A 25,764-nucleotide genomic window follows, 5' to 3' on the forward strand; every position below is an offset into this window, starting at 1 on the left:
CAGGAATCTCATTAAAGAGAGCTCAATAAGCTAGGAGTGGATGATCTTACCCACAACACTTCTTAAATTTCTTACCGCTTCCACAGATACACGGGTCGTTGCGACCTACTTTTAGGCTACTCACTGGTTGGTTTAGGCGAGGATCTTGTTCTGGTTCTTCTTCTAGCTCTTTTTCTGGAAACGTGCCGTCAATGTAGTACCAAAGCCCATTTTCTCTCACGAAACGAGAACGCTCGGTCATGCAGTAGCGTTTGCCGTCTTCATCAAAATAAGCGCTAAACTCTACAAAGCCTTCATTGTCATTACTGCCAGCTTCTGTTTTTACAACTTCAAGTTTGCACCAATCGCTGTCGATGGATTGGGCAATGCCTTCACGTTGCTCTTCTGCATTACAGCTTGGGTGGTACGTGTTCACCACGTAATCGACTAGACCTAACACATGCGCACTGTAACGAGAGCGCATTAACTGCTCTGGAGTGGTGACGTCAGCATGGTTGTTGTGGGCAATTTCACAACACTGTTGGTAGGTGCGGTTAGATCCGCAAGGGCAAGAAGAAGCCATAAAATGAAATCTCGATTAATTAAGCGGTAAAAACAAACAACCTCACAATTGCGAGGCTGGAGGTGAGGCATTATAGCGATTTAGGGCGTTTGAGACAGCAGTTCTTGCGCCCACTCGGTAGATTGATTAAAAGCGTCCGCTAATTGAGGTTCGGTTAATTTAAGAACGGTGCAATATCGCTCGGCTAACTCCCAGTCCGCTTGTTCATAGGCGATCGTCATCGAAAGTAAGTGACCAAGTACGCCTTTTCGACTGGTTAATGCGAGTTTTATATCTTCGTCAACGGGGATATCTTCAATGACATCCGAGAGCGGTTGATCGAGCAAAGAGCCGAGTAAAGAAAACATGCCTGTCAAAAAAGCCTGCCCAGGGTCATACCTAGTGTTCATTTGACTAAGTAACAGTTCACACATTCGTGCACGCTGAATCGCTAAAGAGTAAAGAGAGTCAGGTTTATCTTCTTGAACGGACGCAATTGCAACTAAGGAAATAAAGCGTCGTAGTCGCTCTTCACCCAGATAAATAAGCGCCTGTCTGAACGATTTGATCTTAGTCGTTAATGTATATCCTGAATTTACGTAAGTAAGCAGCTTGTATGACAGCGTCACATCAATCGAAAACAGACGTTCAACCTCATTGAAGTCGATGGGCTTATCTGCAATCTCTTTACAAAGTTGGATGACGGTAAGAAACGCGGGGTTCAACCGTTTTTTCTGGATCATCTCAGGTTTGCTAAAAAAATACCCTTGAAAATAGTTAAAACCGGCTTCTAGAGCTTGCTCAAACTCTTCATAGGTCTCTACCTTTTCCGCAAGAAAGTCGATTTTAAATGGGCTCAACGCCTGAATAAAAATGGCAGCTTTCTTGATCGGCACAAGTCTAATATCAAACTTGATCATGGAAACGTATGGAAGAAAACGCTTCCAAGCTTTCGTCGGAACAAAATCATCCAGAGCAATTTTGTATCCGCACTCATGAAGGTGCTTGATGGCTTCTAACAGTTCTTCTGTCGGTTCGCAGTCTTCAAGGACTTCAATGACGAGAGATTCTTTAGGAAACAAAGTTGGGACCAAGTTCACCAAGCTTTGATGCGGAAAGTTAACAAAGCCAAGTTTGTTTCCTAATGTGTTGTAATGCGTCGACAAAAAATGATCGGATAGCAGTCGACTAGTAGCCAGCTCTGGTTCTACTTCAGGGAAGGTATTTTTAGGGCCGTCTCGAAAGAGGAGTTCGTAACCTATGGTTCGTTTTTCTCTATCCAGAATCGGTTGGCGAGCTACGTAAGAATACTTCAATTAGGTACTTCGTTCTGTTTAACTTAGTATTATGATAATAGCGATTTTTTACAAAATATCTACGACTTGAGCGTGAATCTTCTACACGCTCTACATGCTTAACGCAAATTCTGTATGAACGGTCTCGTTTGTAGGTCAAAACTATCAGAATTTACTTTTAAAACTGAGCCTTGCGTATACCAATCCCCTAAAACAATTCGGGTCTTTTTAACGCCATCGACGTCAAAAAAATGTGTGTTCGGGCGATGCGTGTGACCATGAATCATTAAGTTGACGCAGTTCTGAGACATCACTTTCTCGACCTCATTTTGGTTAACGTCCATGATATCTAATGACTTGCTCATTTTATCATCACGAATATCGGATTGAACTTTTGAGACAATTTTCTTCTTAATAAACCAAGGAATACGGTTAAACAACCATTGTAGCCATGGCTTGTGAACGGTTTTTCTAAACTCTTGGTATTTCACATCGTCAATGCAGAGCGTATCGCCATGTAGGATTACGGCTTTTTGACCATAAAGATCAATCGTGCAGACATCGTCGAGTAATGTCATACCGGTTTCTTTGCAAAAGCGTTTGCCGAGTAAAAAATCTCGATTGCCTTGGATGAAAAAAGTTGGCACACCCGCATCCGTCAGTGCTTTAAATTCTGCACGGATTTGGTCTGCAAAAGGGGTGTTGTCATCGTCACCAATCCAGAATTCAAACAGATCGCCGAGTACATAAAGTGCATCAGCTTTTGTTGCTTCTGTTCGCATGAACGTCACAAAACATTCCGTGATATCAGGACGTGATGGGGTAAGGTGAAGATCGGAAATAAATAATGTCGTCATAGAAATAAGGGGAAGCTATGCCTCCCCATTAACTTATCTTTTAAAAATAATTCCTAAGAATTACTCTTCAATTGTTGTACCAGTGATTACTACGTCTTCTAGAGGTACGTCTTGGTGCATGCCGTAAGAACCAGTGCTAACGCCTTTGATCTTATTTACGATGTCCATGCCTTCGATTACTTCACCGAACACACAGTAACCCCAACCGTCTAGGCTTTCGCTACGGAAGTCTAGGAATGTGTTGTTGTTTACGTTGATGAAGAACTGAGAGCTTGCTGAATGCGGCTCCATAGTACGTGCCATAGCAAGTGTACCCTCTTTGTTGCTAAGACCGTTGTTTGCTTCGTTCTTGATAGGTGCACGAGTCGCTTTTTCACGTAGACCAGACTCCATACCACCACCTTGGATCATGAAGCCGTCAATAACACGGTGGAAAAGCGTGTTGTCGTAGAAACCGTCGCGGCAGTACTGAAGGAAGTTTGCGCTTGTCTCTGGCGCTTTCTCTTCGTTTAGTTGAATCTTGATGTCACCAAAATTAGTGTGAAGGGTGATCATGCTACTTTCCTTTACTGTGTTGTGTTGAGCCCGAGATTCTAGCCTAAGTTCTAGTGCTTTAAAAACTCAGGAAGAGGAAATTCTTCGTTTTGTGCTTGAAGTTTAGCCGATTATCGTTTTATCGGTTAATTGCTATTACCTAACTAGGTTGGAGTTGATATACTCATCTTCTTTTATTCATTCACAATCATAGATAGAGATCATGTTAAAGATATATAACACACTCACAAGACAGAAAGAGGAATTCAAACCAATTACAGCTGGCAAAGTCGGTATGTATGTCTGTGGAGTTACCATCTACGATCTCTGTCACATTGGTCACGGTCGCACTTTCGTCTCTTTTGACGTTGTATCACGTTACCTTCGCTACTTGGGCTACGATCTGACGTTTGTACGTAACATCACAGATATCGACGATAAGATCATCAAACGTGCCGCAGAAAATGGTGAGTCTTGCGATTCATTGACTGAGCGTTTGATTGGTGAAATGCACGCTGATTTTGATGCGCTGAACATGAAACGCCCGGACGTTGAACCTCGTGCGACACAGTTTATTGCTGAAATCATCGAATTGGTTGAGAAGCTAATCGAGCGCGGTTTTGCATACGTTGCAGATAACGGTGACGTAATGTTTGAAGTGGGTAAGTTCAACGAATACGGCAAGCTTTCTAAGCAAGACCTTGATCAGCTTCAAGCTGGCGCGCGCGTTGATATCGAAACAGCAAAACGCAGCCCTCTAGACTTTGTACTTTGGAAGATGTCTAAGCCGGGTGAACCAACGTGGGAGTCACCATGGGGTCCTGGTCGTCCAGGTTGGCACATTGAGTGTTCAGCAATGAACTCTTCAATCCTAGGTAACCACTTCGACATTCACGGCGGCGGTTCTGATCTTCAGTTCCCACACCATGAAAATGAAATCGCACAATCATGCTGTGCACACGATACACAATACGTGAACACATGGATGCACAGCGGCATGGTAATGGTAGACCGTGAGAAGATGTCTAAATCTCTAGGTAACTTCTTTACTATCCGTGACGTTCTTGGTCACTACGATGCTGAAACAGTGCGTTACTTCCTAATGTCTGGTCACTACCGTAGCCAGTTAAACTACAGCGAAGATAACCTAAACCAAGCACGTGCTTCGCTTGAGCGCCTGTACACATCTCTACGTGGTTTAGACCTAAACGCGGCGCCTGCTGGTGGTGAAGAATACGTATCTCGCTTCACTGCAGCGATGAACGATGACTTCAACACACCAGAAGCTTACTCAGTACTGTTCGACATGGCGCGAGAAGTTAACCGTCTGAAGACAGAAAACCTAGAGAAAGCGAGCGAACTCGGTGCGCTAATGCGTGAACTGGCTGACGTGATCGGTATTCTTCACCAAGATCCTGAAGCTTTCCTAAAAGGTGATGCGGGTAACGATGATGAAGTGGCTGAAATCGAAGCTCTGATCAAGCTGCGTAACGACTCTCGTGCTGCGAAAGATTGGGCGAATGCAGATATGGCTCGTGACAAGCTGACCGAAATGGGCATTGTTCTGGAAGATGGTCCAGAAGGCACAACGTGGCGTCGTAAGTAATTGAATTTTCATTTTTAAAGGGCTGATAATTCAGCCCTTTTATTTTCCATTTCCATAAATTAAAACTTTAACTTTAGGTAATGCTCTGTGGCTCAGATGTATTTCTATTACTCAGCAATGAATGCGGGTAAATCAACAACGCTTCTTCAATCCTCTTTCAACTATCAAGAACGTGGCATGACGCCAGTTATTTTTACGGCTGCGCTAGATGATCGTTTTGGTGTCGGTAAAGTGAGCTCTCGTATTGGTCTTCAATCTGACGCACATTTATTTCGTCAGGATACCAATTTGTATCAGGAGATCGCAGATCTGAATGAGGTTGAAAAACGTCACTGTATTCTTGTTGATGAGTGTCAGTTCTTGTCGAAAGAACAAGTTTATCAACTTACTGAAGTCGTTGATAAGTTGCATATTCCAGTATTGTGTTACGGCCTTCGCACCGATTTTCTAGGCGAACTTTTTGAAGGCAGTAAGTATCTATTATCTTGGGCAGACAAGCTGGTTGAGCTCAAAACAATCTGCCATTGTGGCCGCAAAGCGAATATGGTTATTCGTACCGATGAACACGGCGTGGCAATTAAAGAAGGCGATCAAGTTGCGATCGGCGGTAACGATAAGTATGTCTCCGTATGCCGCCAACATTACAAAGAAGCGCTCGGTAAATAAGCCGTATTGATAAAGAAAAGCCACCGTACTTGGTGGCTTTTTGTTGTCGGTTAGAAAAAGCTAGACTAAGTCAAAACCAAATCGCTCGAGTAAAGCCTGGTAAGAAGATTCGACTTGCTGAGGGATGTTCTGCTCGGTTTGAAATCCTTTCTCTGGATAGCTTTTTACGCGAGAGAAATCTTCCATTAGTGCTTCTAGCACCATCATTAAAGGCATGTCTTCATTAATGTATTCAAAAAATGGAAGAGCCGCAGAGCTTACTTGGAGCTGAGTGTAGGGTGACTGCCACTGTTTTTCAAATGTCGCGATTGCTCTACGCTCCATAAACGGTTTTTGTACCAGAATAAACGAGGAACACTGTTTTCCTTCCTCTTTTAATCGTTGCTCAGTAAAGCGAACGTTTTCTCCACTGTTTGTGGATTTAGTCTCGAGCAAAATTGCTTCACTTGGAACGCCCGACAACTTTGCAATCTCGGCAAAGGTTTCTGCCTCGCTTTTTTCAAATAGTCCATCTGTGAAGCGACCTTCACCCCCTGAAAATACAATAAAAGGTGCCAACTTTTGGTGGTAGAGCTTGGCAGCGTGCTCCGCTACACGCACATCATTACTGCACATCACAAACAAACAGTCCGCAGGTTTCAGTTCATGTTTGAGTTGCATGTAATCCCAAAGCGTTTCTATATGTCTATAGAGTCTCATAGCGCATCCAAAGTTGAATTGAAGTGAAATCGATAACCAAGTGAGAGTAGTTTGTCAGCAAGAATACGTTTGTCAGCTTGCTCTGTGACGGGGGGAAGAGGTATCTCACTTCCGATTTTGTTTATGGCAGCTTGGTAGAACTCAGCCTTGCTGACAGTATGAGGTGTCGTAACGTTAATGACTTGGTTGCTTAAATTGCCTAAGGCAAATTTCGCAGCCGAGACAGCATCATCTTGATGAAGCATATTAGCTGGTGCTTTACGACTAACTTGTTGAAGCCTTGCTGCAAAGCGAGATGGGTGTCTATCTGGCCCGATTAATCCGCTACAACGTAGAATAACAAAGTTAATATTCGAGTCGATAACATGCTGCTCTGCTTGAAGCATAATACGTGCATTGTCAGAGAAATAAGGGCTTTCGGCTGCTAAAGAGAGTGACGCGTCAGCTTCTTCCATATCGGAAGCAAGGTTAGGGTAAACCGTGGTAGAGCTGATCATGAGAAGTTTTTCAACGTTGTTTTGCTTAGCTGCGTTGGCAAGTATTTGCCATTGCTGTGCATATTCTTGACCGCGTCCTTTACGAAATCCTGGAGGAAAAGCACCGATAACGTGCGTAATTTGATGCTGTTTGAGCAGCTCATCTAGCCGTGCTGTGGCGTTCAATTGATTGAAATCGAACAATGCGGAGTGAGTTAATGAGGTGGGTAACTCTTTTAATCGAGTTTGGCTACGACGAGTGACGACAACAGAGTGTCCATCTTTCATCAATGTTTCTGCTAGCGGAGTTCCGAGCCAGCCTGCACCTACGATCAATGTATTTGCCATTTGGGTCTTCCTACTTACTTATGTCTGCCCGAATAGGGTGAGCAGTTCTGCTTTGGCTTGTTGATGGAGGGGATCTGAATGCCATTTCTGGTGCTGAATAAGGTCAACATTGACTTGCCAAGCCAGTTTTGTGAAATCATCCCCAACTTTTTTTAATGTATTAGGTGAATACGCGACTAAATGCTGTGGTAGAAAGCACCAACCAAACCCTTTATTCGCCAATTCCAACAAAATATAGTAGTTATCAGCGTACCAGATATCTGGGCTAAATGCTTGATTGAGACCACATGGCTCTGCACTTTTGGATCGTATGACCAATTGACGATGTTGTTTTAGTTGATCAATGTGAGTGATTTGCTGCTTTGCTAAAGGATGCGTTGAAGAGACATAGACATCAAATGCAATATTGCCAAGATTGGTGAAATCGATGTGCCTTGGCATTTGTAAATCACTCAAAATAATCCCAGTCGTGGCGCGTTCCGACTTAACCAATTCAATGATATCAGGGCTTGATGCCGTTAAGCATTCAACTTGTAAGTGTGGAAAGCGTTGCTCTAACTTCTTTAGCACATCCGGCAAGCGAGTCAGAGGAATCCCTTCATCAATAGCTAAGACTAATTTGTTCGTTGGCGTGGAAAAGAGCTGCGATGCCCTATTGTTTAGGCGGTCGAGTTGGCTGATTGTTGCTTGTGCATAAGGTACGATCGCGAGGCCATTCTCAGTTAATTTAGGGTACCTGCCTGATCGATCAAAAAGCTCAACGCCACAGTCGATCTCCATATTCATGATATGCTGGCTCACTACAGATTGAGCTCGCCCCAGTTTTCTAGCTGCTCCTGAAAATGATCCTGCTTCTGATGTAGCAATGAAAGCTTGCAGTTGTTCGATGGTAAACATATCGCTTAAACCGATGGTATCTAACTTTTGGTTATCTAAATAATAGATAAAATTCTAAGCATTGAGTAGAACTATTTGGACAGAGAAATATGACTCGTAACGAACGAATTTTTCATGCAGTACTTTTTGAGTTAATCGCACTCGCGATTATTGTACCAGCGGCTTCATTGATCACTGGAAAGGGTTCTAGTGATCTCGCGTTGGTTGGGGTCGGGTTGAGCATGTATACCGTGATATGGAACTACATCTACAACTTGTATTTTGATAAGTGGTTTGGTGACAATCGAGCTGAGCGAAGTTTAGCGATGCGGCTTGGACACACTATTGGTTTCGAGGGAGGATTGATCTTTATCTCTCTACCTGTGATTGCCTGGTTCTTAGAAATTACGCTTCTTCAAGCTCTAATGCTGGAAGCCGGCTTCCTCGTTTTCTTCCTATTTTATGCCACTGGTTTTAACTGGTTGTATGACAAGGTTCAACCATTTAGCAAAATGAAAAAGCGATTATTGCCACAGGCATCGACAGGAAAAATATAGGACTAAAAAACGCCACCGAGTTCGGTGGCGTTTTTTGTTCAAATTACACAGACAAAACTCTTAAAATCTTATCTGCATGTTCTGCAACTTCAATGCCTTCGTCTGTTAGATAACCACCGTCAGGCTGTGTACAAAGTTGCTTCTTATATAGACGAGCAACGGCTGCCTGCATTTCTTCTGACGCGTCTGTATGAACTTTAATACCAGTTGCAGCACTACTTAGGTCGAACTGAAGAAGTAGATTCAATTCGGCGATATGTTCAGCTGAATATTTCATAAATGATTCCTTTGCGCTTTTTTTACCAAGCTAGTCTGAAAAGTAGCGTTGGGCAACATTCAACGACAAGAAGTGTTAAGTATGGCGCTATCAGGCTGATATAACGCAGGATCTTTGTTCGAAAGGTCGAATACTTGTTAAGTATCAATGATACTTACGGTAGCGAATGATAGGCGCTATTTATTGCTTTATCTCCCAATAACAACGATTTTAGTAAACACGCCAAATAGCACTTGAAAAAATAGGGAAATAGAGCGATTATCCGCGCCTCTTTAAATGTTTCTAAATGTTACACCAGAATGAACTTTAATCAGTTTGACTCACTATTACCGCCACAAGCTGCGGAACGCGCGGCTGAAGTGGGGGTAGGCAAAGCAACGAAAGCTCCAATCAAATCTTTTCTGCTCGCCATTTCTGCGGGGCTTCATATTGGTATTGCTTTCATCTTCTATACCACAGTAACGACAGGCGCAGGCGAGCTGCCTTGGGGCATTACACGACTCATTGGTGGTCTGGCATTTAGCCTTGGTTTGATTTTGGTGGTGGTTACTGGCGGCGAGCTTTTCACTAGCTCTGTGCTGACACTAGTTGCGCGTGCGAGTGGAAAAATCTCTTGGCAAGCACTTATCAAAAACTGGTTGGTGGTTTATTTTGGCAATATGATTGGGGCCATTTTGCTCGTGGCCTGTATGCTAGTTACCAAGCAATATATGTTTGATCATGGCCAAGTTGGTCTCAACGCGATGGCGATCTCCCAACACAAATTACATCATGGTTTCTTTGCTGCTGTTGCGCTTGGCATCATGTGTAACGTATTAGTTTGTATTGCAGTTTGGATGACGTTTAGTGGGCGAACATTGACAGATAAAATAGCGGTCATGATTTTGCCTGTGGCTATGTTCGTGTCGGCAGGTTTTGAGCACTGTATTGCGAATATGTTCCAAGTACCTATGGCGATTGGTATTAAGTACTTTGCGCCAGAAGCGTTTTGGCAAATGACAGGGGCAGATATTGCAAACTACGCGGACTTAAACATGATGGGGTTCATCGTAAACAACCTAATTCCTGTTACGATAGGAAACATTATTGGTGGTGGCGTATTTGTTGGCATGTGGTATTGGATGATTTATCTACGCGATGAAGATAACCATTTGCGATAAGTTTAGAAGATCACAAGAAAGGCGAACCAGATGGTTCGCCTTTCTTTTTATTTGTCTCTGCAAATGTCAAATAAGTCGAGTTATGCTAAATCAACTCTTCGTTGATGCCAAAATCGGTTGGGAGCCAATGAGAAGTTACTTCCTTTGGTTCTTGAACGAGCCAATCCAGAGGTGCATCGGACAGAAGTTCATCGTAATTTTCTTTGATCATTAAGACATCCATGTACGTCTCTCCAAGTTTGTGGTCACTGCCTTTACTTTAAAATTAGAACATGTCAGTCACGTGATCAATGCATGACGATTCGATTGATCACTTATGTTGCTATGTTTCTGGTTGCGTATGGGTTTTGGGGGCTTATCCACATTTTCTGTGGATAACCTGTATCAAAGGTCGTGCGTATCTAAACTTGCAAAGAAAATTTCATAAAATTAGAGGCTTATATCAAAAAGAATTCTGCCTGACTTTTCATCTGAAAGCGTCTTGATGAGTGCTCGAAGAATAGTTGAGTTATTCAGTTATAAGTACGTTCGACTTGGCAACATGAGTTGTTTAACGGTCTTTACCCACAAGCGCCAGCTAACCATGAGTTTTGGTCGATTCGGGTTGCTCGATTTTTATCTTGATTCGGCCTTCTTTGGTTTGTACCCAGCGCAATGTCATTTCTAACGTTATGGTTACGGAGGCACTCAACATGACGAAAATAGCCAGCATAATTACTAACTGGTATTTGATCGCAACCATCGGGCTCGCGCCACCTAGAATTTGACCGGTCATCATACCCGGTAAGGTAACCAGCCCTGTAGTGGCCATAGAAGCTAAAGTCGGGGCAAGGGACTTTCTAAGAGCCTCCTGAATGAAGGGGAAGGATGCGTAGCGAGGAGAGGCTCCAAGTGAGATTGCAGCCTCATATTCTGCTTGTCTCTGCTCAAAAGCCGTAAACAAATTCTGAAGAGCGATGATATTACTACTCAAGCTGTTACCCAATAACATACCAGCAAGTGGGATCATGTACTGCGCATTGTAAATAGGGGATGGTTGCACTAAGCCTACTGTAATTGCTATCAGAAGTGGTATTAGACCACAGGTAAGGCCCGTTAGTAGCGGAAGCATAAGTGGCTTTTTAGGTAAGTGAGCTTTTCCCGCAATTGAGCTGGCACCAATCAGTAGCATGATGGCAAGCCAAAGTATATTGACAAGTAAGCTGTTCAATTGAAAAAGATATTCTAAATACACGCCAATCAATATGAGCTGAAGTGTCATTCGGATAACACTGATTATGGTGTCTTTTGCTATCCCTAATTTGTAGCGGGCATTGATAAAGAAGGGGACCAATAAAATCAAACCAAACAGTGCCAGTTTGACCCAGCTTATATCCACCACGTTATCCATAATCGCTCCTTGAAAATACGCGAATAATTGTATCTAAGCCTCCCCTTTATATGAACCACTATGTGCACTTTTTGCTGTTCTTAAAGTAAACCTTGAGTGCTATTTTAGACATTAATACGCAGCATTCTGTTTACAAGTGGTTATCTTTTTCGGAGTTTTTAAGTCGATTTATGGCATGGTAATTACGATTTAAATGTGATCGATGTTTCTTAAATGTTGGTTATTTAACAACTCCTTAAAAGACTTATTTTGTCACATCTGTTCATGTTTTTTAATAAATAACATCAATCCATCATATCTCTGGATGAGCTCAAAAAAGTGTTGAATTACAAGGTCTGAGGTCGCTTATTTGATTGAACCCTACTATTAGTATGGTCTAACATTTTCCATTAGAGATTGTAAAAAACTTAAGCTTGGTTACGCGGGCTTTTCAATAACACTAGATACAAAATAGGCAAATGTATGAGTGATGTTAATAAAATTGAGAGTGGTGAAAAACGCTCCCTGGAGTGGAAGTCGTTCCTCTTCATTGCAGTTGTTCTCTTCCCAATTCTGAGTGTGGCCTTTGTTGGCGGCTACGGGTTCATCGTTTGGATGTTGCAAGTCTTCTTCTTTGGACCTCCAGGCGCGCACGGCATGTAAGCCAGTGAGCTCATAACCACACTTTTGAAAAGATTTTAAGAGAGCAAATAATGAAATCATTAATCATTAAACTGTGGCGTACCATGACGCGCCCAGCTGTACATATCAGCCTAGGTGTGCTGACTATGGGCGGCTTTATTGCTGGTGTTATCTTTTGGGGTGGCTTTAACACCGCTCTAGAAGCAACCAACACAGAAGAATTCTGTATTAGTTGTCACACAATGCGTGACAACGTGTACGTTGAGCTACAAGAAACGGTGCACTGGAAAAACCACTCTGGTGTTCGTGCTACCTGCCCTGATTGTCACGTTCCACATAACTGGACAGATAAGATCGCTCGTAAGATGCAAGCTTCTAAAGAAGTATTTGCACAAGTATTTGGCAACTACGACGAACCGGGTGTGTTCGAAGAGCGTCGTATCGAACTTGCTAAACACGAATGGGATCGTTTCTCGGCAAACAAATCTCTGGAGTGTAAAAACTGTCACAACTACGAATCGATGGATTTCGAGCAAATGTCTCCTACGGCTCGTATCCAAATGAAGCAAGCCGCTGAGAAAGATCAAAGCTGTGTTGACTGTCACAAGGGTATTGCGCACAACCTACCAGCAGGCATGGAAAGCATTGGCGGTATCGTGGGTGATCTAGAGGGTATGACTTCTAACACGGATTACGGCGTTGGTCAGCAACTCGTGAGCGTTCGTCACCTACCAATTTACTTTGATGCGCAAGGCAGTAAAGAAGCTGGTCTTCTTAATCCTGCATCGACCGTTAAAGTTCTTGAAGACAAAGGCGAGTTTGTTGAGATCGAAATTGACGGTTGGCGCAAAGCAAAAGGTTTTGGTCGTGTAATTCAAGAAGACTTCGGTAAGAACATTGCGACTGCGTCTCTGATGAAAGAAGCAGCAACAGACAGCAACATTGTGACGACTGGTGAGAAAAAAGTGGATGAGTTAACAGGCCTTCCTTGGGAAAAAGTAGCGGCGAAAGTATGGATTAAGAAAGAGTCTATGCTGAACGACATCAATCCTGTTTGGGAAAAATCTCGTGAAGCCTACAAGACCAATTGTTCTGTATGTCACACTCAACCTGCGGAAGCGCACTTCGACGCGAACACCTGGCCAGGTATGTTCGACGGTATGTTGGCGTTCGTTAACCTAGATACAGACAGTGAAGCACTGATCTTGAAGTATCTACAGAAACACTCTTCAGATTATGCTGAAGGTCACCACTAATAAGCGTCGGATTGGAGTAATTTTAAATGGCTATTACACGAAGAAGTTTTCTTAAAGGTGTAGCAACCACAAGTGCAGCGTCAGTAATTGGTCCTAGCTTATTGGCGTCCGCCTCTGCAAATGCCGTTGAGACGACAGGTACTTGGAAAGTAACCGGTTCTCACTGGGGCGCGTTCCGCGCCCACATCTACGCGGGTAAAGTTCAAGAGATCAAGCCGCTAGAGCTAGACAAAAACCCAACAGAAATGTTGAACGGCATTAAGGGTATTATCTACAGCCCTTCACGTGTTCGTTACCCAATGGTTCGTCTAGATTGGTTGAAGAAACATAAATACAGCGCAGATACTCGTGGTAACAACCGTTTCATCCGAGTAACTTGGGATGAAGCGCTAGACTTGTTCTACCGTGAGCTAGAACGTATTCAAAAAGACTACGGCCCATGGGCGCTGCATGCAGGTCAAACAGGTTGGAACCAAACGGGTTCATTTAACAACTGTACAGCGCACATGCAACGTGCAGTAGGTATGCACGGCAACTTCATCACTAAAGTAGGTGACTACTCGACGGGTGCAGGCCAAACCATTATGCCGTACGTGCTAGGTTCAACCGAAGTTTACGCACAAGGTACGTCTTGGTCTGAGATCCTAGAAAACTCTGACAACATCGTTCTTTGGGCTAACGACCCAGTGAAAAACCTTCAAGTAGGTTGGAACTGTGAAACGCATGAGTCGTTTAAGTACCTTGCACAACTAAAAGAAAAAGTGGCAAAAGGTGAGATCAACGTTCTATCTGTAGACCCAGTGAAGAACAAAACTCAGCGCTACTTAGAGAACGATCACTTGTACATCAACCCGCTGACAGACGTAGCGTTTATGCTCGCTGTGGCACATGTGTTGTACAACGAAAACCTGTACGATAAGAAGTTCATTGATACTTACTGTCTAGGCTTTGAAGAGTTTATTCAATACGTTCAAGGTAAGACAAAAGACAAAGTAGAGAAGACGCCCGAATGGGCAGCAGCAATTTGTGGCGTGAAAGCGGACAAGATCCGTGAATTCGCACGCATGCTAGTCAGCGGTCGTACACAGATCCTGATGGGTTGGTGTATCCAGCGTCAAGAGCACGGTGAGCAGCCATACTGGGCAGCGGCCGTGGTTGCTGCAATGGTTGGTCAAATCGGTCTACCTGGCGGTGGTATCTCTTACGGTCACCATTACTCAAGTATCGGTGTGCCTTCTACTGGTTTCGCGGGCCCTGGTGGTTTCCCTCGTAACCTTGACCAAGGTATGAAACCTAAGTGGGACAACAACGACTTTAACGGCTACAGTCGTACTATCCCAGTTGCACGTTGGATCGACTGTCTGCTAGAACCTGGCAAACAGATCAACTACAACGGCGGTAAAGTGAAACTGCCAGACTTCAAGATGATGGTTATCTCGGGTTGTAACCCATGGCACCACCATCAAGATCGTAACCGCATGAAGAAAGCGTTCCGCAAACTTCAAACGGTTGTAACGATCGAGTTTGCTTGGACTGCGACATGTCGTTTCTCAGATATCGTTCTACCGGCGTGTACGCAATGGGAACGTAACGACATCGACGTATACGGTTCATACTCGAACAAAGGTCTGATTGCGATGCATCGCCTCGTTGATCCATTGTTCCAATCTAAGCCTGATTTCCAAATCATGAGTGAACTAACTCAGCGTTTTGGTCGCCGCGAAGAATACACTCGTGGTATGAGCGAGATGGAATGGATCGAAAGCCTTTACAACGATTGTAAAAAAGCGAACGAAGGTAAGTTCGAAATGCCAGAGTTCAATGAGTTCTGGGAGAAGAGCGTACTAGACTTCGGTGAAGGTAAACCTTGGGTTCGTCATGCGGACTTCCGTAAAGACCCTGAGCTGAATCCACTAGGTACGCCGTCTGGCTTCATCGAGATCACGTCTCGTAAGATCGGCCGTTACGGTTACGAACACTGTCAAGAGCACCCAATGTGGTTCGAAAAATCAGAGCGTTCACACGGTGGTCCTGGTTCAGATAAATACCCATTCTGGTTGCAGTCTTGCCACCCTGATAAGCGTCTTCACTCTCAAATGTGTGAGTCTGAAGAGTTCCGCGCGACTTACGCGGTACAAGGTCGTGAGCCGGTTTACATCAACCCAGCGGATGCCAAAGCAAAAGGCATCAAAGATGGTGATTTGGTACGTGTATTCAACGGTCGTGGTCAGCTGTTAGCTGGTGCTGTTTTGACTGACAGCTACCCACGTGGCGTTATTCGTATCGAAGAAGGTGCATGGTACGGTCCTCTAAACGAGAAAGAAGGCGCAATCTGTACTTACGGTGACCCTAATACGCTAACGCAAGACATCGGTTCTTCTGAGCTTGCACAGGCGACTTCTGCGAACACATGTATCGTAGACTTCGAGAAGTTCACAGGTAAAGTGCCGCCAGTCACTTCATTTGGTGGTCCGATCGAAGTTGCTTAATTAGTGCAGTTTGCATAAATCGAAATACCAGCCTCAGGGCTGGTATTTTTTTATCAAAATTTCAGTGAGCGTTGTCTCAATAGTAACTTCATAACGTTAAACGAGACTGGTATTCGTGATGATGGTAACGAATTGGGTGAGACAAGCAGGAGATAATGCGCCAAGCTAAACAATAATAATTAAGTGAGTAGACCCATTATGGCTCAGAGCATTCAATTGGCAAATCACACTGAGATCACTGTGAATAACAATGACTTCCAAGTTGAAGTCGAGGGTAATCAATTACATTTTTCTTTTGCTGGTCTTCACAATAAAACCTTTACGGACCGTGAAGTGTTATTCGAAATGCCGTTTTTGTACGAGCACGAGGCCAACGTAATTGGGGATGGTTTTCAAATGTTGGCGCAAACGGCGGGAACGATCAATCACCCCGTTGATATTGGTCGCTGCCCAGACAATAATCCTTCTTATCGAATCTACCCTAAAGATGCCCCTAAGCGTTATTACAACTATTTAGTGGTGGAAGGTTCAGCGGGCTACACATTGTATGGCTTCACATCATGTCATCGCTTTGCAGGCTATTTTGATGTTGTGCTGCGTGATGGGCATTGGGTTTTATCAGCCGCAATTGATGGTGAGTTGACTCAAGTGGCGGATTGGGAAAGTAATCAACTTGAGTCCGTGGCGGTACTCTGCGGTCAATCACTGTCCGAGCTTTATCAAACCTATGGCGAGATGATTGCAGAGCATCATCCTGTTCGCCAAGGTGTGACACAAGATGCGCCTGTTGGTTGGTGTTCGTGGTACGCGTACTACGCAGACGTGACAGAGCAAAACATCATGCAGAACGTAGATTGTATGCAAGATAAGCTCGAAGACCTAGAGTGGGTACTTCTGGATGATGGCTATCAAGCCTTTATGGGCGATTGGTTAACCCCATCAGATAAGTTTTCTGGTGGCGTAAAAGAGCTCATTCATAACATCCGTGCAAAAGGAAAAAAGCCGGCAATTTGGATGGCGCCTTTCATTGCACAGCCTGAGTCGGAGATCTTCAAACAGCATCCAGAGTGGTTTGTTCGCCACAAGGATGGTGGCTTACTTAAAGCAGAAGATGTCACATACGGTGGTTGGCGATGCACGCCTTGGTACATACTCGATACCTCAAACCCAGAAGTACAAGACCATCTGACGAATGTAGTCTCTGTCATGAGACAAGAGTGGGGCGTTGAGTTGTTCAAGCTAGACGCGAACTATTGGGGCACCTTAAAAGGTGTTCGCAAACAATCTGGTATTACAGGCGTTGAGGCGTATCGCTTAGGAATGGAAGCGATTGCTAAAGGCGCTGGTGATGCGTGGCTTTTAGGTTGCAACGCGCCAATGTGGCCAACTCTGGGGCTTGTGGATGCAATGCGTGTTTCTGACGATGTAGAGCGTCATAGTCGTCGATTCGAACAGATAGCCAAAGAAACCTTTTACCGTAGTTGGCAGCATCGAAAATTGTGGCAAATTGACCCGGATTGCGCCACGTTCACTTCATTAGCTAATCAATCTGCATCCAGAGAAGAGTATGAATTTCATCGCACGGTGTTATTAGCGAGTGGTGGTTTGCTGCTGTCTGGTGACCCGCTCCCTGAGATTACACCGTTTGCTAAGAAGACACTGTCTAAGCTCATGTTACGTCAACAACGTAACCAACAATCTGCAAAGTTTACCGCTTTGAGTTTAAATCACGCGTTTTTAAAACTAACGACGAAGAATGACCTCCATTGTTTGTTTAATTATGCGAGTTACGGAGCGATGGAATTTACGCTGACGTCTGATCAACCGGTGGACTGGTATGATTACTGGACAGGGGAAAAGCTAAACCAAGAACCTTGCCAGTTGTTAATGGTGAGCGTGGATAAAGGGCTCAATGCGAAAGCGATCGTTACAGCATAACGTGAAGTAAATCGCCCAATACTAAGAACAAGAAAGGAGCCTATTGCGGCTCCTTTCTCGTTTGATGCTCTGAGCGTTAGAACTCGAATAAAAAGTAATACCCGTATCCAACGATAAAAGCAGGAATGGACGAATAAATTGTCGCGACCAAAGCAGCTTTCGGTGCCATTGCAATGGCGGGGAATAGGGCGTCACCATCGTTAGAAATCGCATTGGCCAGTTGCGCAGAAAGTGGCGCTGCACCAGAAATGTATAGGCTAGTGACTAAAATTTGCGGTCCGCAACCAGGCAACATACCAATGGCTAGGCCAGCTAATGGCATCCAAATTCCCCAATGAGAAAAGGTTTCTACAAGGTCGAGTCCAGAAAAATAGGTTGTCAGCTCAAACGCCAGAAAAGCAACGATCACCCAAGCACTGACGAAGTTTGTGTCTTGAGCCGCTTTTTGAATTGGATGCGAGTCCACAATTTTTTCATCTTCAGAGACCGTTGACTGATAATCGCCGAGCTCTTTTGTCATAGCCCACAACGACATTGTGACCACCGCGAAGATAGCGCCCAGCCATTCAATGGTGTTGGCTTTCAAAGATAGCAACTGATTAATATCTATTTGGAAAGACATTAACACAGCAACGACACTAGCAGGCACAATAAGCCATTTCCAAAATGCGCCTTGTAGATTGATTGCACGTTGTTCAAGAGGTGTGTGTCGGTCTGTCTGGTGTTGGCAACAAGCATGTGTCTGAGATGCTTCTTTTGGTTCTGGTCGCAGAAAGTTATCAGCATGAAAAGCATTAACGACCAGTCCTGAAAGAGTACCCACGATAATGCCTAATCCAACCACGCCTAATCCTACACTTGGCTTGGCGGCAAGAAGTAAAAAGGCAGCGTCACCCATTGTTGAAGTAAGTACCGCGACAATCGCACCAAATCCCACTCGGCCACTAATAAATTGCGTTGTCACAACAATAGCGCCACCACAGCCAGGCAAAGCACCCAACAAAGAAGCAAAGAAAACCTGATGATTACGCGAGCGATGATATAGCTCGGTAATTCGATTGGTTTTCGACATAAAGTTTGAAAGATAATGATAAATAGCCAATGTGGCAGCAACATAGCATGACACTGCCCAGAATGAGTCGGATAGCGTCTGTACGGCAACGTCACGTGTATTTTCATTGCCTAGCAAAATGAGCATGACGATAGGGATCAGCAATCGCTTATAAGCTAAACGAAACTGAGTAGGCTGAAACAACTGTTGTGCAGAGTGTAAAAATTGGGTCGCGTTCATCGTTTACTCAAATGCAAATAGGAATAATTATCATTATATGTAAATGAGATTTATTCGCAATAGCATTGTGAACTTTTCTTCGTGTCAAACTCTCTGAAATCAGGTAAAGTATCGGCCTTTGTGAGCAAACACGCCCTAATTAACTGTATTAGGCGGCGTATAAAATTGACTTGAATAGGAAGAAACATGATTCTAGTTGTAGGTCATAAGAACCCAGACAGTGACAGTATTTGTAGTGCACTCGTTGCAACTGAACTTCTAAAAGCGCGTGGCGTTGAAGCTATGCCAATTCGCCAAGGCGAAATCAACCGTGAAACTCAGCACATCCTAGAAGTTGCTGGCGCTGAAGTTCCTGAGCTTCGCACATCAGTTGCGGGTGAGACCGTTTGGCTAGTAGATTACTCAGATCTAGCACAAGCACCAGACGATATCGCAGAAGCTGAAATTGCGGGTATTGTTGACCACCACCGTCTAGGTGACGTGATGACAGTAAATCCAATGGAAGCATGGATCTGGCCTGTTGGTTGTACCAACACTGTTCTATTCAACATGTTCAAGATTGAAGGTCACGCGATTACTCCACAAATTGCTAAGCTAATGATGTCAGCAATTCTATCTGACACAGTAGGTTTTGCTTCTCCAACTTGTACACAAAAAGACAAAGATGCCGTTGCTGAATTAGCGGCAATCGCAGACGTACAAGATGTTGACGCGTTCACTAAAGATCTTCTAATTGCTAAAACAAACATCGAAGGTCTATCAGCGGCTGAGCTTGTTGAGAAAGACCTTAAAGGTTACCCATTCAACGGTCGTGACGTAGTGGTTGGTCAGGTTGAACTTGCAACTCTTGAGCAAGTTGACGGTATGATCGAAGCACTAGAAGCAGACCTAGAATCTCGTTGTGAGAAAGATAACCTAGCGTTCGCTGCTGTAATGCTAACAGACATCACGACTGCTCAAACTCGTCTTCTATACAAAGGTGAGTGGGCTGAGAAGCTTGTTAAGCACGAAAAAGACGGCATGCTAATGATGGAAAACACGCTAAGCCGTAAGAAGCAAGGTTGGCCTTGGCTTCAAACTGAGCTAGCTTAATTTTCTAGCATATACTTTAAATGCCCGCCTAGCTGCGGGCATTTTTCTATGGGAAATAGGAGACGAATATGTCTGAGCAACTGACCCAAGAGCAGATGGATACCATTAATCGCTACAATGAAGAGCAACGTTTAAAGTACTGCGTAAAAGAGATTGTGGCGAATCGTAAGGTTTGGATTCTGAAAGACGAACATGGCTGTGTCATGTTAAATACAGAAGATGATGATTGTGTACCAGTATGGCCAAACGAAGAGTTTGCTTTGCAATGGGCGAATGGTGATTGGGAAGATTGCGAGCCTGAGGCGATCTCTTTAAACAAGTGGCACAGCCGTTGGACCTCTGGTCTAGAGGATGACGAGCTATCGATTGTTGTATTCCCAAATCAAAATGAAGAAGGGGTCGTATTGTTTCCTGACGAGTTTGATTTTGAACTGCGCAAACAAGCGAGCCGCCGTTAGTTTTTTTTGATTAGTACCCATGCAATAAAGAAGCCTGCGTTAAAGCAGGCTTCTTTACATTTGCACGATCACATCTTTGATAAGCTATTTTGTTTGATGGCTTGGCGCTTTATAAAAGTGGCTTTCGACTAGTCGTTGAGTAATAGGATGCTCGGGATGAGTCAGTACTTGGTTGGTCTCGCCAAACTCGACCACTTCACCTTCATGCATCACCATCACTTTATCAGTAATATGCTTAACAATGCCGATGTGCTGAGACACGTACACAAATGACAATCCCATCTCTTCTTGCAACTCGAGGAATAAGTTAATGATCTGTGAGCGCATTGCCATATCCAAACCGTTTAACGCCTCATCAGCGACAATGATGGAAGGTTGAAGAATAAGCGCACGAGCTAAACACACACGCTGTTTTTGACCGGCAGCTAGCATTTGTGGATAAAAATAGGCGTGCTCAGGCAGCAATCCTACGCGGAGTAGGGTGTTCTTTACACGCTGCATGCGCGCATCTGGCGGCATGTTGGTATTTCGCTTTAGCGGACCTTCTAAAATACGACCAATCTGGATTCGTGGGTTTAACGATGTGTTTGGATCTTGGAAAATCATGCGGATGAGCTTGCAGCGTGTCGCGTAATCTTTGTGCTCCAATCGTTCGCCATTCACACGGATCTCTCCGGAGCTTGGTTCAACAACGCCAGCAAGCATACGAGCTAGTGTGGATTTTCCTGACCCGTTTTGACCAATAAAACCAATAGTTTGTCCTGGCTCTAAAGTAAAGCTTACCGGTTTAACTGCCTCATTAACCTGACGTTTGAACAGACGGGAGCGCGTAACAAATTGCTTCGATAAATTATCGACTTCAAGTAACGCACTCATGACTTTTTCTCCGTGTTCAATGGAAAGTGGCAGTTAAATTTATGATTCTTAATTCGTCTGGTGTGTGGAATTTCTACACATTGTTTCTGCGCATATGGGCAACGTGGTCCGAGGCGACAACCGATAGGCAGATGCTGCAATGGCGGAATCGAGCCCGGTAGGGATTGGAGTTTTTGCTTGTGTGGTACCCAATCATTAAAGTCAGGCATCGCTTTAAGCAAGGCATCGGTGTACGGGTGCTTGGGTGCCGCAATGATTTTACTGGTATCGGCAGACTCCACCGACTGACCACAATACATTACCGTAATACGTCCTGCCCACTGTGTTATGGTCGCTAAGTCGTGGCCGATAAGCAAAATGGTTGTGTTATTAAGTTGGTTCATGCGGCTCAACAGACGCAAAATTTGCGATTGAGTAATCGGGTCTAAGTCGTTGGTTGGCTCATCTGCGATCAGCAACTTTGGTTTGGTCGCTATCGCCATGGCAATCATGACTTTTTGACACTCACCATCAGTCAGTTCATAAGGGTAGCTACCCATTAAACGCTTGTGATCTTTAATACCCACTTTATGCAAAAGCGCGACGGCCTGTTTTTTACGCCATTTAAATCGCTCCCACCATTTCCCTTCAAATGCGCGAGATGGAATGGATTCAATCAATTGACGCCCGACTTCCTCTGAAGGGTCAAGACAAGTTGAAGGTTCTTGGAAAATCATCGCAATATCACGAGCAATGACGCGCCGACGCTCTTTTGGTGTAAGCTGAAGCAAGTCAATATTGCCAAGGCGCATACGGTCTGCGGTGATGCGCCAGTTATCTTTACTTACCCCGACAATCGCTTTTGCAACTAAGCTTTTCCCTGAACCAGACTCACCTACAAGACCACGAATTTCGCCTTCGTTCAAAGTTAGGCTCATTCGGTCAACGGCTTTGACCAACCCTTGAGGTGTTTCGATCTCAATGGTCAAATGTCGAATATCTAACAACGGCATTATTCGATCCCCGCATTAAGTGCTTGACGTACACCTTCACCTACTAAGTTTAGGGTAATAACAGTAAACATGATGGTCAGGCCGGGTAGGGTCACTGTCCAAGGTGCAATATAAATAAGCTCGACAGAGTCACCTAATATTGCTCCCCACTCGGTGCTTGGGGCCTGTGCGCCTAGGCCAAGAAAACCCAGTGCCGTAATATCTAAAATCGCAGCAGAGAGCGCGAGTGTGATTTCAGCGGCAATGACCGTCAGAATGTTAGGAAGAATTGAACTCCACAGTAAGTAGAAATCATTAGCGCCATCAAGGCGTGCTGCCATTATGTAGTCTTTTTCAACTTCGGTGTGGACTGCGATATAAACAGAGCGAATAAAACGCGGAATCAAAGCTAAGCAGATTGCGAGTAAAATATTGAACCCACCAAAGCCGAGAAATGCCACAAAAATGATTGCTAATAAGAGCGACGGGATCGACATGACGGTATCGAGCAAGTGGTTGAGAGTACTCGACAGTAAGCCTTTCGTCATACCTGCCAATACGCCAATTAAACAGCCTACAACGGCAGCAATTGCGGTGATGGCGACAGCAGCGCCAAATGTTAGCTGAGAGCCCATAATCAGGCGCGAAAGAATATCTCTACCTAAGTCATCGGTCCCCAAAAAGTAATCAACCGTTCCTGCTGGGGCCCATGATGGCGGCACAAGCAACTCACCTGACTGTGCTTGGGCGTCAAATGGTGCAAGTAGGGGCGAAAAAATGGTAATAAGGACGATAAACACCAAGCACCACAAGCCAAACATGGCTAGTCCGTTGGCGCGGTAGCTTCGCCAAAAACGCTCAAACTGTGTTGGAATGCGCTCTTCCTGATAAACGTTATTTGTTAGCATACCATTCCTTTCGAACTAAAGGGTTAATCATCGCGCCAATCAAATCCGAGAGTATGTTAGCGGTAAGAACCAAAGTCGCAAGTACCATCACGCCAGCTTGGATAGATGCATAGTCTTGGCTTGCTAGCGCATCTAAAAGCCAACGACCAATACCTGGCCAGTTAAAAATAGACTCCGTGATGATAGCTAAGGTAATCATACTCGAAAGTTGAACACCAACTTTGGGAATGATAGGCGGTATCGCATTCCGCAATACATGTTGAGTTACGATTTCGCGGTTAGAAAGACCTTTGATTCTCGCTGCACGGATGTAGTTTTGGCTCATCACTTCCGCTACCGAGGAGCGCATTAGTCCGACAACCTGGGTGGTTGGAGCCAAAGCAAGCACCAAACATGGCAGCACCATATGCTCAATGACGCTTTGCAGTGCGTGAGCGCGGTATTCACCTTTCGCCATGAATGCGTCGATAATGGCAAATCCGGTTACATGATCAATTTCGTAAAGCAGGTCATATCGTCCTGCCACGGGAAAGAGTTGGTACTCTAATGAAAAAACCATGATAAGTAACAAAGCCACCCAAAAAATTGGGGCGGAATAACCAGACATCGACATGAATGAAATGCTGGTATCGAGCCATTTACCTTGCTTCATCCCAGCCACGGTTCCAAGTGGAATGCCGATCAAAAGGGACACCAAAAAGGCAAAGAAACACAATTCCAAAGTGGCTGGGAATACAACGGCGAGCTCGTCGTAAATCGCATTGCCGTTTTTACTTATGCCAAAATCGAGTTGAGAAAGGTTGATTAAGTAAGTTTGCCAGCCAGACCAAAAATCAACGTTTGCCCAGTGCGAGAGAGGGTCAAGGCGAAGCAGAGAAAAACCTACTAATGTAAGGATCATCAAAGTGATGATAAATAGGTTAAAGCGTCGAACGGTATACCAAAACATCAGTGAATTCTCTCAACTCTATCAAACGGTTGGGCATTGAAAGGGCTTGATTTGAAGCCTGTCAGCGATTTGTCGTGCACACGGAACTGCACGCCATGCGCCAGAGGAATAACCGGGAACTCTTGATTCAAAATGTTCTGTGCTTGGCGATATAGGTTCAAACGGTAACGCGGTTCTTGAGTTTCTAACGCCAAATCGAGCAAGAAATCGAAGTCATCGTTACACCACATGGACACGTTAAGGCCAACGCGGTCAGACTCGCAAGATAATAAAGGGCGGAAAAAGTTGTCAGGATCCCCGGTATCACCAATCCAACCAGTTAAAAGTAAATCGATATCGTTGATGTTCTCCAAATCCACACGTTCAAACCTATCATCGGTCAGTAGCGTTAATTTAACCCCAATATCGGCAAAATTCGCTTGGATTAACTCCGCAGTCTTACGAGGGCTTGGGTTAAAAGCACGTGGTTCAAGTGGTACCCACATGGTCAATTCTAGGCCGTCTTCGTAGCCTGCATCTCGAAGTAGTGCCAATGCATAATTCCGGTCATAACGAATTTTTACGCTGTCTTTTTGATAAGCCCATGAATTAGGTGGTAGCAAGGTATAAGCTTGGGAGCCAGTTCCGTAGTAAACCGAATCTAAAATATTTTGACGGTTGATCGCTAAGTTAAGAGCTTGGCGAACTCGAGCATCACTCAGCGCGGTGGTTTCTGTGTTTATCGCAATAAAGGAAACGTTGTTAGCTGGTGTAGCCGTCAGCTCAAGGTTGTCATTTTCTTGAATGACAGGTATTTGGCTCGAAATAGGTGAAGAGAGTACGTCACACTCGTTTCTTAAAAGTTTAGCTAATGTACCCGTGCCTCTGTGAGAGATATCGAACACCACTTGTTCCATTTTTGCTGGTGACTTCCAGTAATTAGAATGACGCTCTAATCGAATCAAATCGTTCACTTGGTACTCTTTTAATTGATAAGGGCCGGTACCGATAGGAAGTTGGTCGATTTCTTCTTTATGATCTTTTGCAGCCAATTGCTGTCCATACTCCGCAGACAAGATAACCGCATGGCTGGTGGCAATATTGGCCAAGAAAGAAAAGTTTGGCTGAGATAACGTAAACCTTACCGTATGCTCATCTATTGCAACCACGTCTTGGAGTAGGTTTTGAAAATCTAACCCTGCAAACCATGGATAAAAACCACCACCTACTTGGTGAAAAGGATGGTCTACATCGATGATTCGCTTGAAGCTAAATACCACATCTTTTGCATTCAATGGGCGAGTGGGTGTGAACCAAGGCGTGGTTTGGAATTGAACACCACGTTTAAGCTTAAACGTGTATTCCGTCCCTGATTCATTTACTGACCAACTCTCGGCGATGCTTGCCACGGGCTGATGTGATTTAGGATCGAGCGTGAGCAGCGTATCGTACAGCTGCGGGCTCAGAGCCTCTGCGGTAATACCGCTATCAATAAGCTGAGGGTTAAACGTGGTCGGCTTACCCTGTCCGCAAAACACAAAGCCAGCTTTGCGAATATCATTGTGGTCAATTTCATCGCCACAAGCGGTCAGTAGGCTAATCCCAATAAGGCTCAGCGATAATCTTATAAAAGCATTCATAATATGAAATGTTC

General features: G+C 44.4%; 26 protein-coding genes. 10 read left to right on the forward strand and 16 right to left on the reverse strand.

The annotated features are described in order from the left end of the window. Positions 1 to 46 precede the first annotated feature (46 nt). From R7M92_RS06530 to R7M92_RS06545, 4 genes are all read right to left on the reverse strand, one after another. Positions 47 to 562 carry a YchJ family protein gene (locus R7M92_RS06530; RefSeq protein ID WP_318132957.1) on the reverse strand — a complete coding sequence of 172 codons (516 nt, stop codon included), beginning with the start codon at positions 560 to 562 and terminating at the stop codon, positions 47 to 49. An 80-nt stretch (positions 563 to 642) separates the two neighbouring features. Continuing rightward, positions 643 to 1,857 carry an EAL and HDOD domain-containing protein gene (locus R7M92_RS06535; protein ID WP_005378158.1) on the reverse strand — a complete coding sequence of 405 codons (1,215 nt, stop codon included), beginning with the start codon at positions 1,855 to 1,857 and terminating at the stop codon, positions 643 to 645. A 98-nt stretch (positions 1,858 to 1,955) separates the two neighbouring features. Beyond that, positions 1,956 to 2,693, reverse strand: a complete 738-nt coding sequence (gene lpxH, locus R7M92_RS06540; RefSeq protein WP_005389817.1) for a UDP-2,3-diacylglucosamine diphosphatase — start codon at positions 2,691 to 2,693, stop codon at positions 1,956 to 1,958. A gap of 60 nt (positions 2,694 to 2,753) precedes the next feature. Then, positions 2,754 to 3,248 carry a peptidylprolyl isomerase gene (locus R7M92_RS06545; protein WP_318132958.1) on the reverse strand — a complete coding sequence of 165 codons (495 nt, stop codon included), beginning with the start codon at positions 3,246 to 3,248 and terminating at the stop codon, positions 2,754 to 2,756. A 202-nt stretch (positions 3,249 to 3,450) separates the two neighbouring features. Between R7M92_RS06545 and cysS the strand changes: the two genes are divergently transcribed. Together cysS and R7M92_RS06555 are read left to right on the forward strand one after the other, a co-directional pair. Continuing rightward, positions 3,451 to 4,833: a cysteine--tRNA ligase gene (gene cysS / locus R7M92_RS06550; RefSeq protein WP_005378155.1), complete on the forward strand. Its 1,383-nt coding sequence runs from the start codon at positions 3,451 to 3,453 to the stop codon at positions 4,831 to 4,833. Positions 4,834 to 4,920: 87 nt separating this feature from the next. Continuing rightward, the gene (locus R7M92_RS06555; RefSeq protein WP_042522050.1) at positions 4,921 to 5,499 is read left to right on the forward strand and encodes a thymidine kinase; all 579 of its coding nucleotides are present in this window, start codon (positions 4,921 to 4,923) and stop codon (positions 5,497 to 5,499) included. A gap of 60 nt (positions 5,500 to 5,559) precedes the next feature. On the opposite strand, the gene R7M92_RS06560 is transcribed toward R7M92_RS06555, so the two are convergent. The 3 genes from R7M92_RS06560 to R7M92_RS06570 are packed head-to-tail and all read right to left on the reverse strand — an operon-like array spanning position 5,560 to position 7,919. Beyond that, positions 5,560 to 6,198 carry a YdcF family protein gene (locus tag R7M92_RS06560; RefSeq protein ID WP_318132960.1) on the reverse strand — a complete coding sequence of 213 codons (639 nt, stop codon included), beginning with the start codon at positions 6,196 to 6,198 and terminating at the stop codon, positions 5,560 to 5,562. Beyond that, positions 6,195 to 7,022: an NAD-dependent epimerase/dehydratase family protein gene (locus R7M92_RS06565; protein WP_213963957.1), complete on the reverse strand. Its 828-nt coding sequence runs from the start codon at positions 7,020 to 7,022 to the stop codon at positions 6,195 to 6,197. The genes R7M92_RS06560 and R7M92_RS06565 overlap by 4 nt, the downstream gene beginning before the upstream one ends. Positions 7,023 to 7,040: 18 nt before the next feature. Continuing rightward, positions 7,041 to 7,919 carry a LysR family transcriptional regulator gene (locus tag R7M92_RS06570; protein ID WP_318132962.1) on the reverse strand — a complete coding sequence of 293 codons (879 nt, stop codon included), beginning with the start codon at positions 7,917 to 7,919 and terminating at the stop codon, positions 7,041 to 7,043. An 89-nt stretch (positions 7,920 to 8,008) separates the two neighbouring features. Here R7M92_RS06570 and R7M92_RS06575 point away from each other — a divergent pair, with 89 nt between their 5' ends. Further along, complete coding sequence (locus tag R7M92_RS06575) at positions 8,009 to 8,455, forward strand: PACE efflux transporter (RefSeq protein WP_042522041.1); 447 nt, start codon at positions 8,009 to 8,011, stop codon at positions 8,453 to 8,455. A gap of 43 nt (positions 8,456 to 8,498) precedes the next feature. Here R7M92_RS06575 and R7M92_RS06580 read toward each other — a convergent pair whose 3' ends face one another. Further along, on the reverse strand, positions 8,499 to 8,732 hold the full coding sequence (locus R7M92_RS06580; protein ID WP_005387662.1) for a TIGR02647 family protein: 234 nt from the start codon (positions 8,730 to 8,732) through the stop codon (positions 8,499 to 8,501). 299 nt (positions 8,733 to 9,031) lie between these two features. Between R7M92_RS06580 and focA the strand changes: the two genes are divergently transcribed. Continuing rightward, positions 9,032 to 9,892, forward strand: a complete 861-nt coding sequence (gene focA / locus R7M92_RS06585) for a formate transporter FocA (protein ID WP_256902846.1) — start codon at positions 9,032 to 9,034, stop codon at positions 9,890 to 9,892. Between the two features lie 85 nt (positions 9,893 to 9,977). Here focA and R7M92_RS06590 read toward each other — a convergent pair whose 3' ends face one another. Both R7M92_RS06590 and R7M92_RS06595 read right to left on the reverse strand, forming a co-directional pair. Then, a complete protein-coding gene (locus R7M92_RS06590) occupies positions 9,978 to 10,103 on the reverse strand; it encodes a hypothetical protein (RefSeq protein ID WP_254903806.1) in 126 nt (41 codons plus the stop codon). Positions 10,104 to 10,469: 366 nt separating this feature from the next. Further along, positions 10,470 to 11,282 (reverse strand): ABC transporter permease, encoded by an 813-nt coding sequence (locus tag R7M92_RS06595; RefSeq protein ID WP_137281860.1) that lies wholly within the window; start codon positions 11,280 to 11,282, stop codon positions 10,470 to 10,472. A 462-nt stretch (positions 11,283 to 11,744) separates the two neighbouring features. Between R7M92_RS06595 and torE the strand changes: the two genes are divergently transcribed. The 4 genes from torE (at position 11,745) to R7M92_RS06615 (ending at position 17,586) form a co-directional block, all read left to right on the forward strand. Further along, positions 11,745 to 11,924: a trimethylamine N-oxide reductase system protein TorE gene (gene torE, locus R7M92_RS06600; RefSeq protein WP_005378141.1), complete on the forward strand. Its 180-nt coding sequence runs from the start codon at positions 11,745 to 11,747 to the stop codon at positions 11,922 to 11,924. A gap of 50 nt (positions 11,925 to 11,974) precedes the next feature. Beyond that, positions 11,975 to 13,159 carry a pentaheme c-type cytochrome TorC gene (gene torC / locus R7M92_RS06605; protein ID WP_064368035.1) on the forward strand — a complete coding sequence of 395 codons (1,185 nt, stop codon included), beginning with the start codon at positions 11,975 to 11,977 and terminating at the stop codon, positions 13,157 to 13,159. A gap of 26 nt (positions 13,160 to 13,185) precedes the next feature. Further along, the gene (gene torA / locus R7M92_RS06610; protein WP_042522039.1) at positions 13,186 to 15,648 is read left to right on the forward strand and encodes a trimethylamine-N-oxide reductase TorA; all 2,463 of its coding nucleotides are present in this window, start codon (positions 13,186 to 13,188) and stop codon (positions 15,646 to 15,648) included. 198 nt (positions 15,649 to 15,846) lie between these two features. Continuing rightward, the gene (locus R7M92_RS06615; protein WP_318132964.1) at positions 15,847 to 17,586 is read left to right on the forward strand and encodes a glycoside hydrolase family 36 protein; all 1,740 of its coding nucleotides are present in this window, start codon (positions 15,847 to 15,849) and stop codon (positions 17,584 to 17,586) included. Between the two features lie 76 nt (positions 17,587 to 17,662). Here the strand turns inward: R7M92_RS06615 and R7M92_RS06620 are convergent, their stop codons facing one another. Further along, positions 17,663 to 18,877: a putative manganese transporter gene (locus tag R7M92_RS06620; protein ID WP_318132966.1), complete on the reverse strand. Its 1,215-nt coding sequence runs from the start codon at positions 18,875 to 18,877 to the stop codon at positions 17,663 to 17,665. 186 nt (positions 18,878 to 19,063) lie between these two features. Here R7M92_RS06620 and R7M92_RS06625 point away from each other — a divergent pair, with 186 nt between their 5' ends. Together R7M92_RS06625 and R7M92_RS06630 are read left to right on the forward strand one after the other, a co-directional pair. After that, positions 19,064 to 19,969 carry a manganese-dependent inorganic pyrophosphatase gene (locus R7M92_RS06625; RefSeq protein ID WP_017634678.1) on the forward strand — a complete coding sequence of 302 codons (906 nt, stop codon included), beginning with the start codon at positions 19,064 to 19,066 and terminating at the stop codon, positions 19,967 to 19,969. A 68-nt stretch (positions 19,970 to 20,037) separates the two neighbouring features. Next, a complete protein-coding gene (locus tag R7M92_RS06630) occupies positions 20,038 to 20,427 on the forward strand; it encodes a DUF2750 domain-containing protein (protein WP_005378129.1) in 390 nt (129 codons plus the stop codon). Positions 20,428 to 20,511: 84 nt separating this feature from the next. Here R7M92_RS06630 and R7M92_RS06635 read toward each other — a convergent pair whose 3' ends face one another. Genes R7M92_RS06635 through sapA form a run of 5 tightly spaced genes read right to left on the reverse strand, consistent with a single transcriptional unit; the run spans position 20,512 to position 25,750 of the window. After that, a complete protein-coding gene (locus R7M92_RS06635) occupies positions 20,512 to 21,303 on the reverse strand; it encodes an ATP-binding cassette domain-containing protein (RefSeq protein ID WP_005393308.1) in 792 nt (263 codons plus the stop codon). Beyond that, entirely contained in the window at positions 21,300 to 22,295 is a 996-nt protein-coding gene (locus R7M92_RS06640; RefSeq protein WP_256901048.1) for an oligopeptide/dipeptide ABC transporter ATP-binding protein, read from the reverse strand. The genes R7M92_RS06635 and R7M92_RS06640 overlap by 4 nt, the downstream gene beginning before the upstream one ends. Further along, the gene (locus R7M92_RS06645; RefSeq protein ID WP_017634676.1) at positions 22,295 to 23,182 is read right to left on the reverse strand and encodes an ABC transporter permease subunit; all 888 of its coding nucleotides are present in this window, start codon (positions 23,180 to 23,182) and stop codon (positions 22,295 to 22,297) included. Before R7M92_RS06645 ends, R7M92_RS06640 begins: the two co-directional genes overlap by 1 nt. Continuing rightward, positions 23,169 to 24,131, reverse strand: coding sequence for an ABC transporter permease (locus R7M92_RS06650; protein ID WP_005378122.1), 963 nt, complete (start codon positions 24,129 to 24,131; stop codon positions 23,169 to 23,171). Before R7M92_RS06650 ends, R7M92_RS06645 begins: the two co-directional genes overlap by 14 nt. Beyond that, a complete protein-coding gene (sapA, locus tag R7M92_RS06655) occupies positions 24,131 to 25,750 on the reverse strand; it encodes an ABC transporter substrate-binding protein SapA (RefSeq protein ID WP_005387652.1) in 1,620 nt (539 codons plus the stop codon). The genes R7M92_RS06650 and sapA overlap by 1 nt, the downstream gene beginning before the upstream one ends. Positions 25,751 to 25,764: the final 14 nt, after the last annotated feature.

Origin of the sequence: Vibrio sp. Vb2880 (assembly GCF_033337975.1) — a bacterium.
GTDB classification, from domain to species: Bacteria; Pseudomonadota; Gammaproteobacteria; order Enterobacterales; family Vibrionaceae; genus Vibrio; species Vibrio alginolyticus.

Bases quoted from the DNA above. Each gene is read 5' to 3' on its own strand.
- focA (WP_256902846.1), top strand. From the start codon at position 9,032: ATGAACTTTAATCAGTTTGACTCACTATTACCGCCACAAGCTGCGGAA.
- sapA (WP_005387652.1), bottom strand. From the start codon at position 25,750: ATGAATGCTTTTATAAGATTATCGCTGAGCCTTATTGGGATTAGCCTA.
- R7M92_RS06560 (WP_318132960.1), bottom strand. From the start codon at position 6,198: ATGAGACTCTATAGACATATAGAAACGCTTTGGGATTACATGCAACTC.
- R7M92_RS06545 (WP_318132958.1), bottom strand. From the start codon at position 3,248: ATGATCACCCTTCACACTAATTTTGGTGACATCAAGATTCAACTAAAC.
- R7M92_RS06640 (WP_256901048.1), bottom strand. From the start codon at position 22,295: ATGCCGTTGTTAGATATTCGACATTTGACCATTGAGATCGAAACACCT.
- R7M92_RS06645 (WP_017634676.1), bottom strand. From the start codon at position 23,182: ATGCTAACAAATAACGTTTATCAGGAAGAGCGCATTCCAACACAGTTT.
- torA (WP_042522039.1), top strand. From the start codon at position 13,186: ATGGCTATTACACGAAGAAGTTTTCTTAAAGGTGTAGCAACCACAAGT.
- torE (WP_005378141.1), top strand. From the start codon at position 11,745: ATGAGTGATGTTAATAAAATTGAGAGTGGTGAAAAACGCTCCCTGGAG.
- R7M92_RS06595 (WP_137281860.1), bottom strand. From the start codon at position 11,282: ATGGATAACGTGGTGGATATAAGCTGGGTCAAACTGGCACTGTTTGGT.
- cysS (WP_005378155.1), top strand. From the start codon at position 3,451: ATGTTAAAGATATATAACACACTCACAAGACAGAAAGAGGAATTCAAA.
- R7M92_RS06650 (WP_005378122.1), bottom strand. From the start codon at position 24,131: ATGTTTTGGTATACCGTTCGACGCTTTAACCTATTTATCATCACTTTG.
- R7M92_RS06620 (WP_318132966.1), bottom strand. From the start codon at position 18,877: ATGAACGCGACCCAATTTTTACACTCTGCACAACAGTTGTTTCAGCCT.
- R7M92_RS06590 (WP_254903806.1), bottom strand. From the start codon at position 10,103: ATGATCAAAGAAAATTACGATGAACTTCTGTCCGATGCACCTCTGGAT.
- R7M92_RS06580 (WP_005387662.1), bottom strand. From the start codon at position 8,732: ATGAAATATTCAGCTGAACATATCGCCGAATTGAATCTACTTCTTCAG.
- torC (WP_064368035.1), top strand. From the start codon at position 11,975: ATGAAATCATTAATCATTAAACTGTGGCGTACCATGACGCGCCCAGCT.
- R7M92_RS06570 (WP_318132962.1), bottom strand. From the start codon at position 7,919: ATGTTTACCATCGAACAACTGCAAGCTTTCATTGCTACATCAGAAGCA.
- R7M92_RS06565 (WP_213963957.1), bottom strand. From the start codon at position 7,022: ATGGCAAATACATTGATCGTAGGTGCAGGCTGGCTCGGAACTCCGCTA.
- R7M92_RS06530 (WP_318132957.1), bottom strand. From the start codon at position 562: ATGGCTTCTTCTTGCCCTTGCGGATCTAACCGCACCTACCAACAGTGT.
- R7M92_RS06615 (WP_318132964.1), top strand. From the start codon at position 15,847: ATGGCTCAGAGCATTCAATTGGCAAATCACACTGAGATCACTGTGAAT.
- R7M92_RS06630 (WP_005378129.1), top strand. From the start codon at position 20,038: ATGTCTGAGCAACTGACCCAAGAGCAGATGGATACCATTAATCGCTAC.
- R7M92_RS06625 (WP_017634678.1), top strand. From the start codon at position 19,064: ATGATTCTAGTTGTAGGTCATAAGAACCCAGACAGTGACAGTATTTGT.
- lpxH (WP_005389817.1), bottom strand. From the start codon at position 2,693: ATGACGACATTATTTATTTCCGATCTTCACCTTACCCCATCACGTCCT.
- R7M92_RS06635 (WP_005393308.1), bottom strand. From the start codon at position 21,303: ATGAGTGCGTTACTTGAAGTCGATAATTTATCGAAGCAATTTGTTACG.
- R7M92_RS06575 (WP_042522041.1), top strand. From the start codon at position 8,009: ATGACTCGTAACGAACGAATTTTTCATGCAGTACTTTTTGAGTTAATC.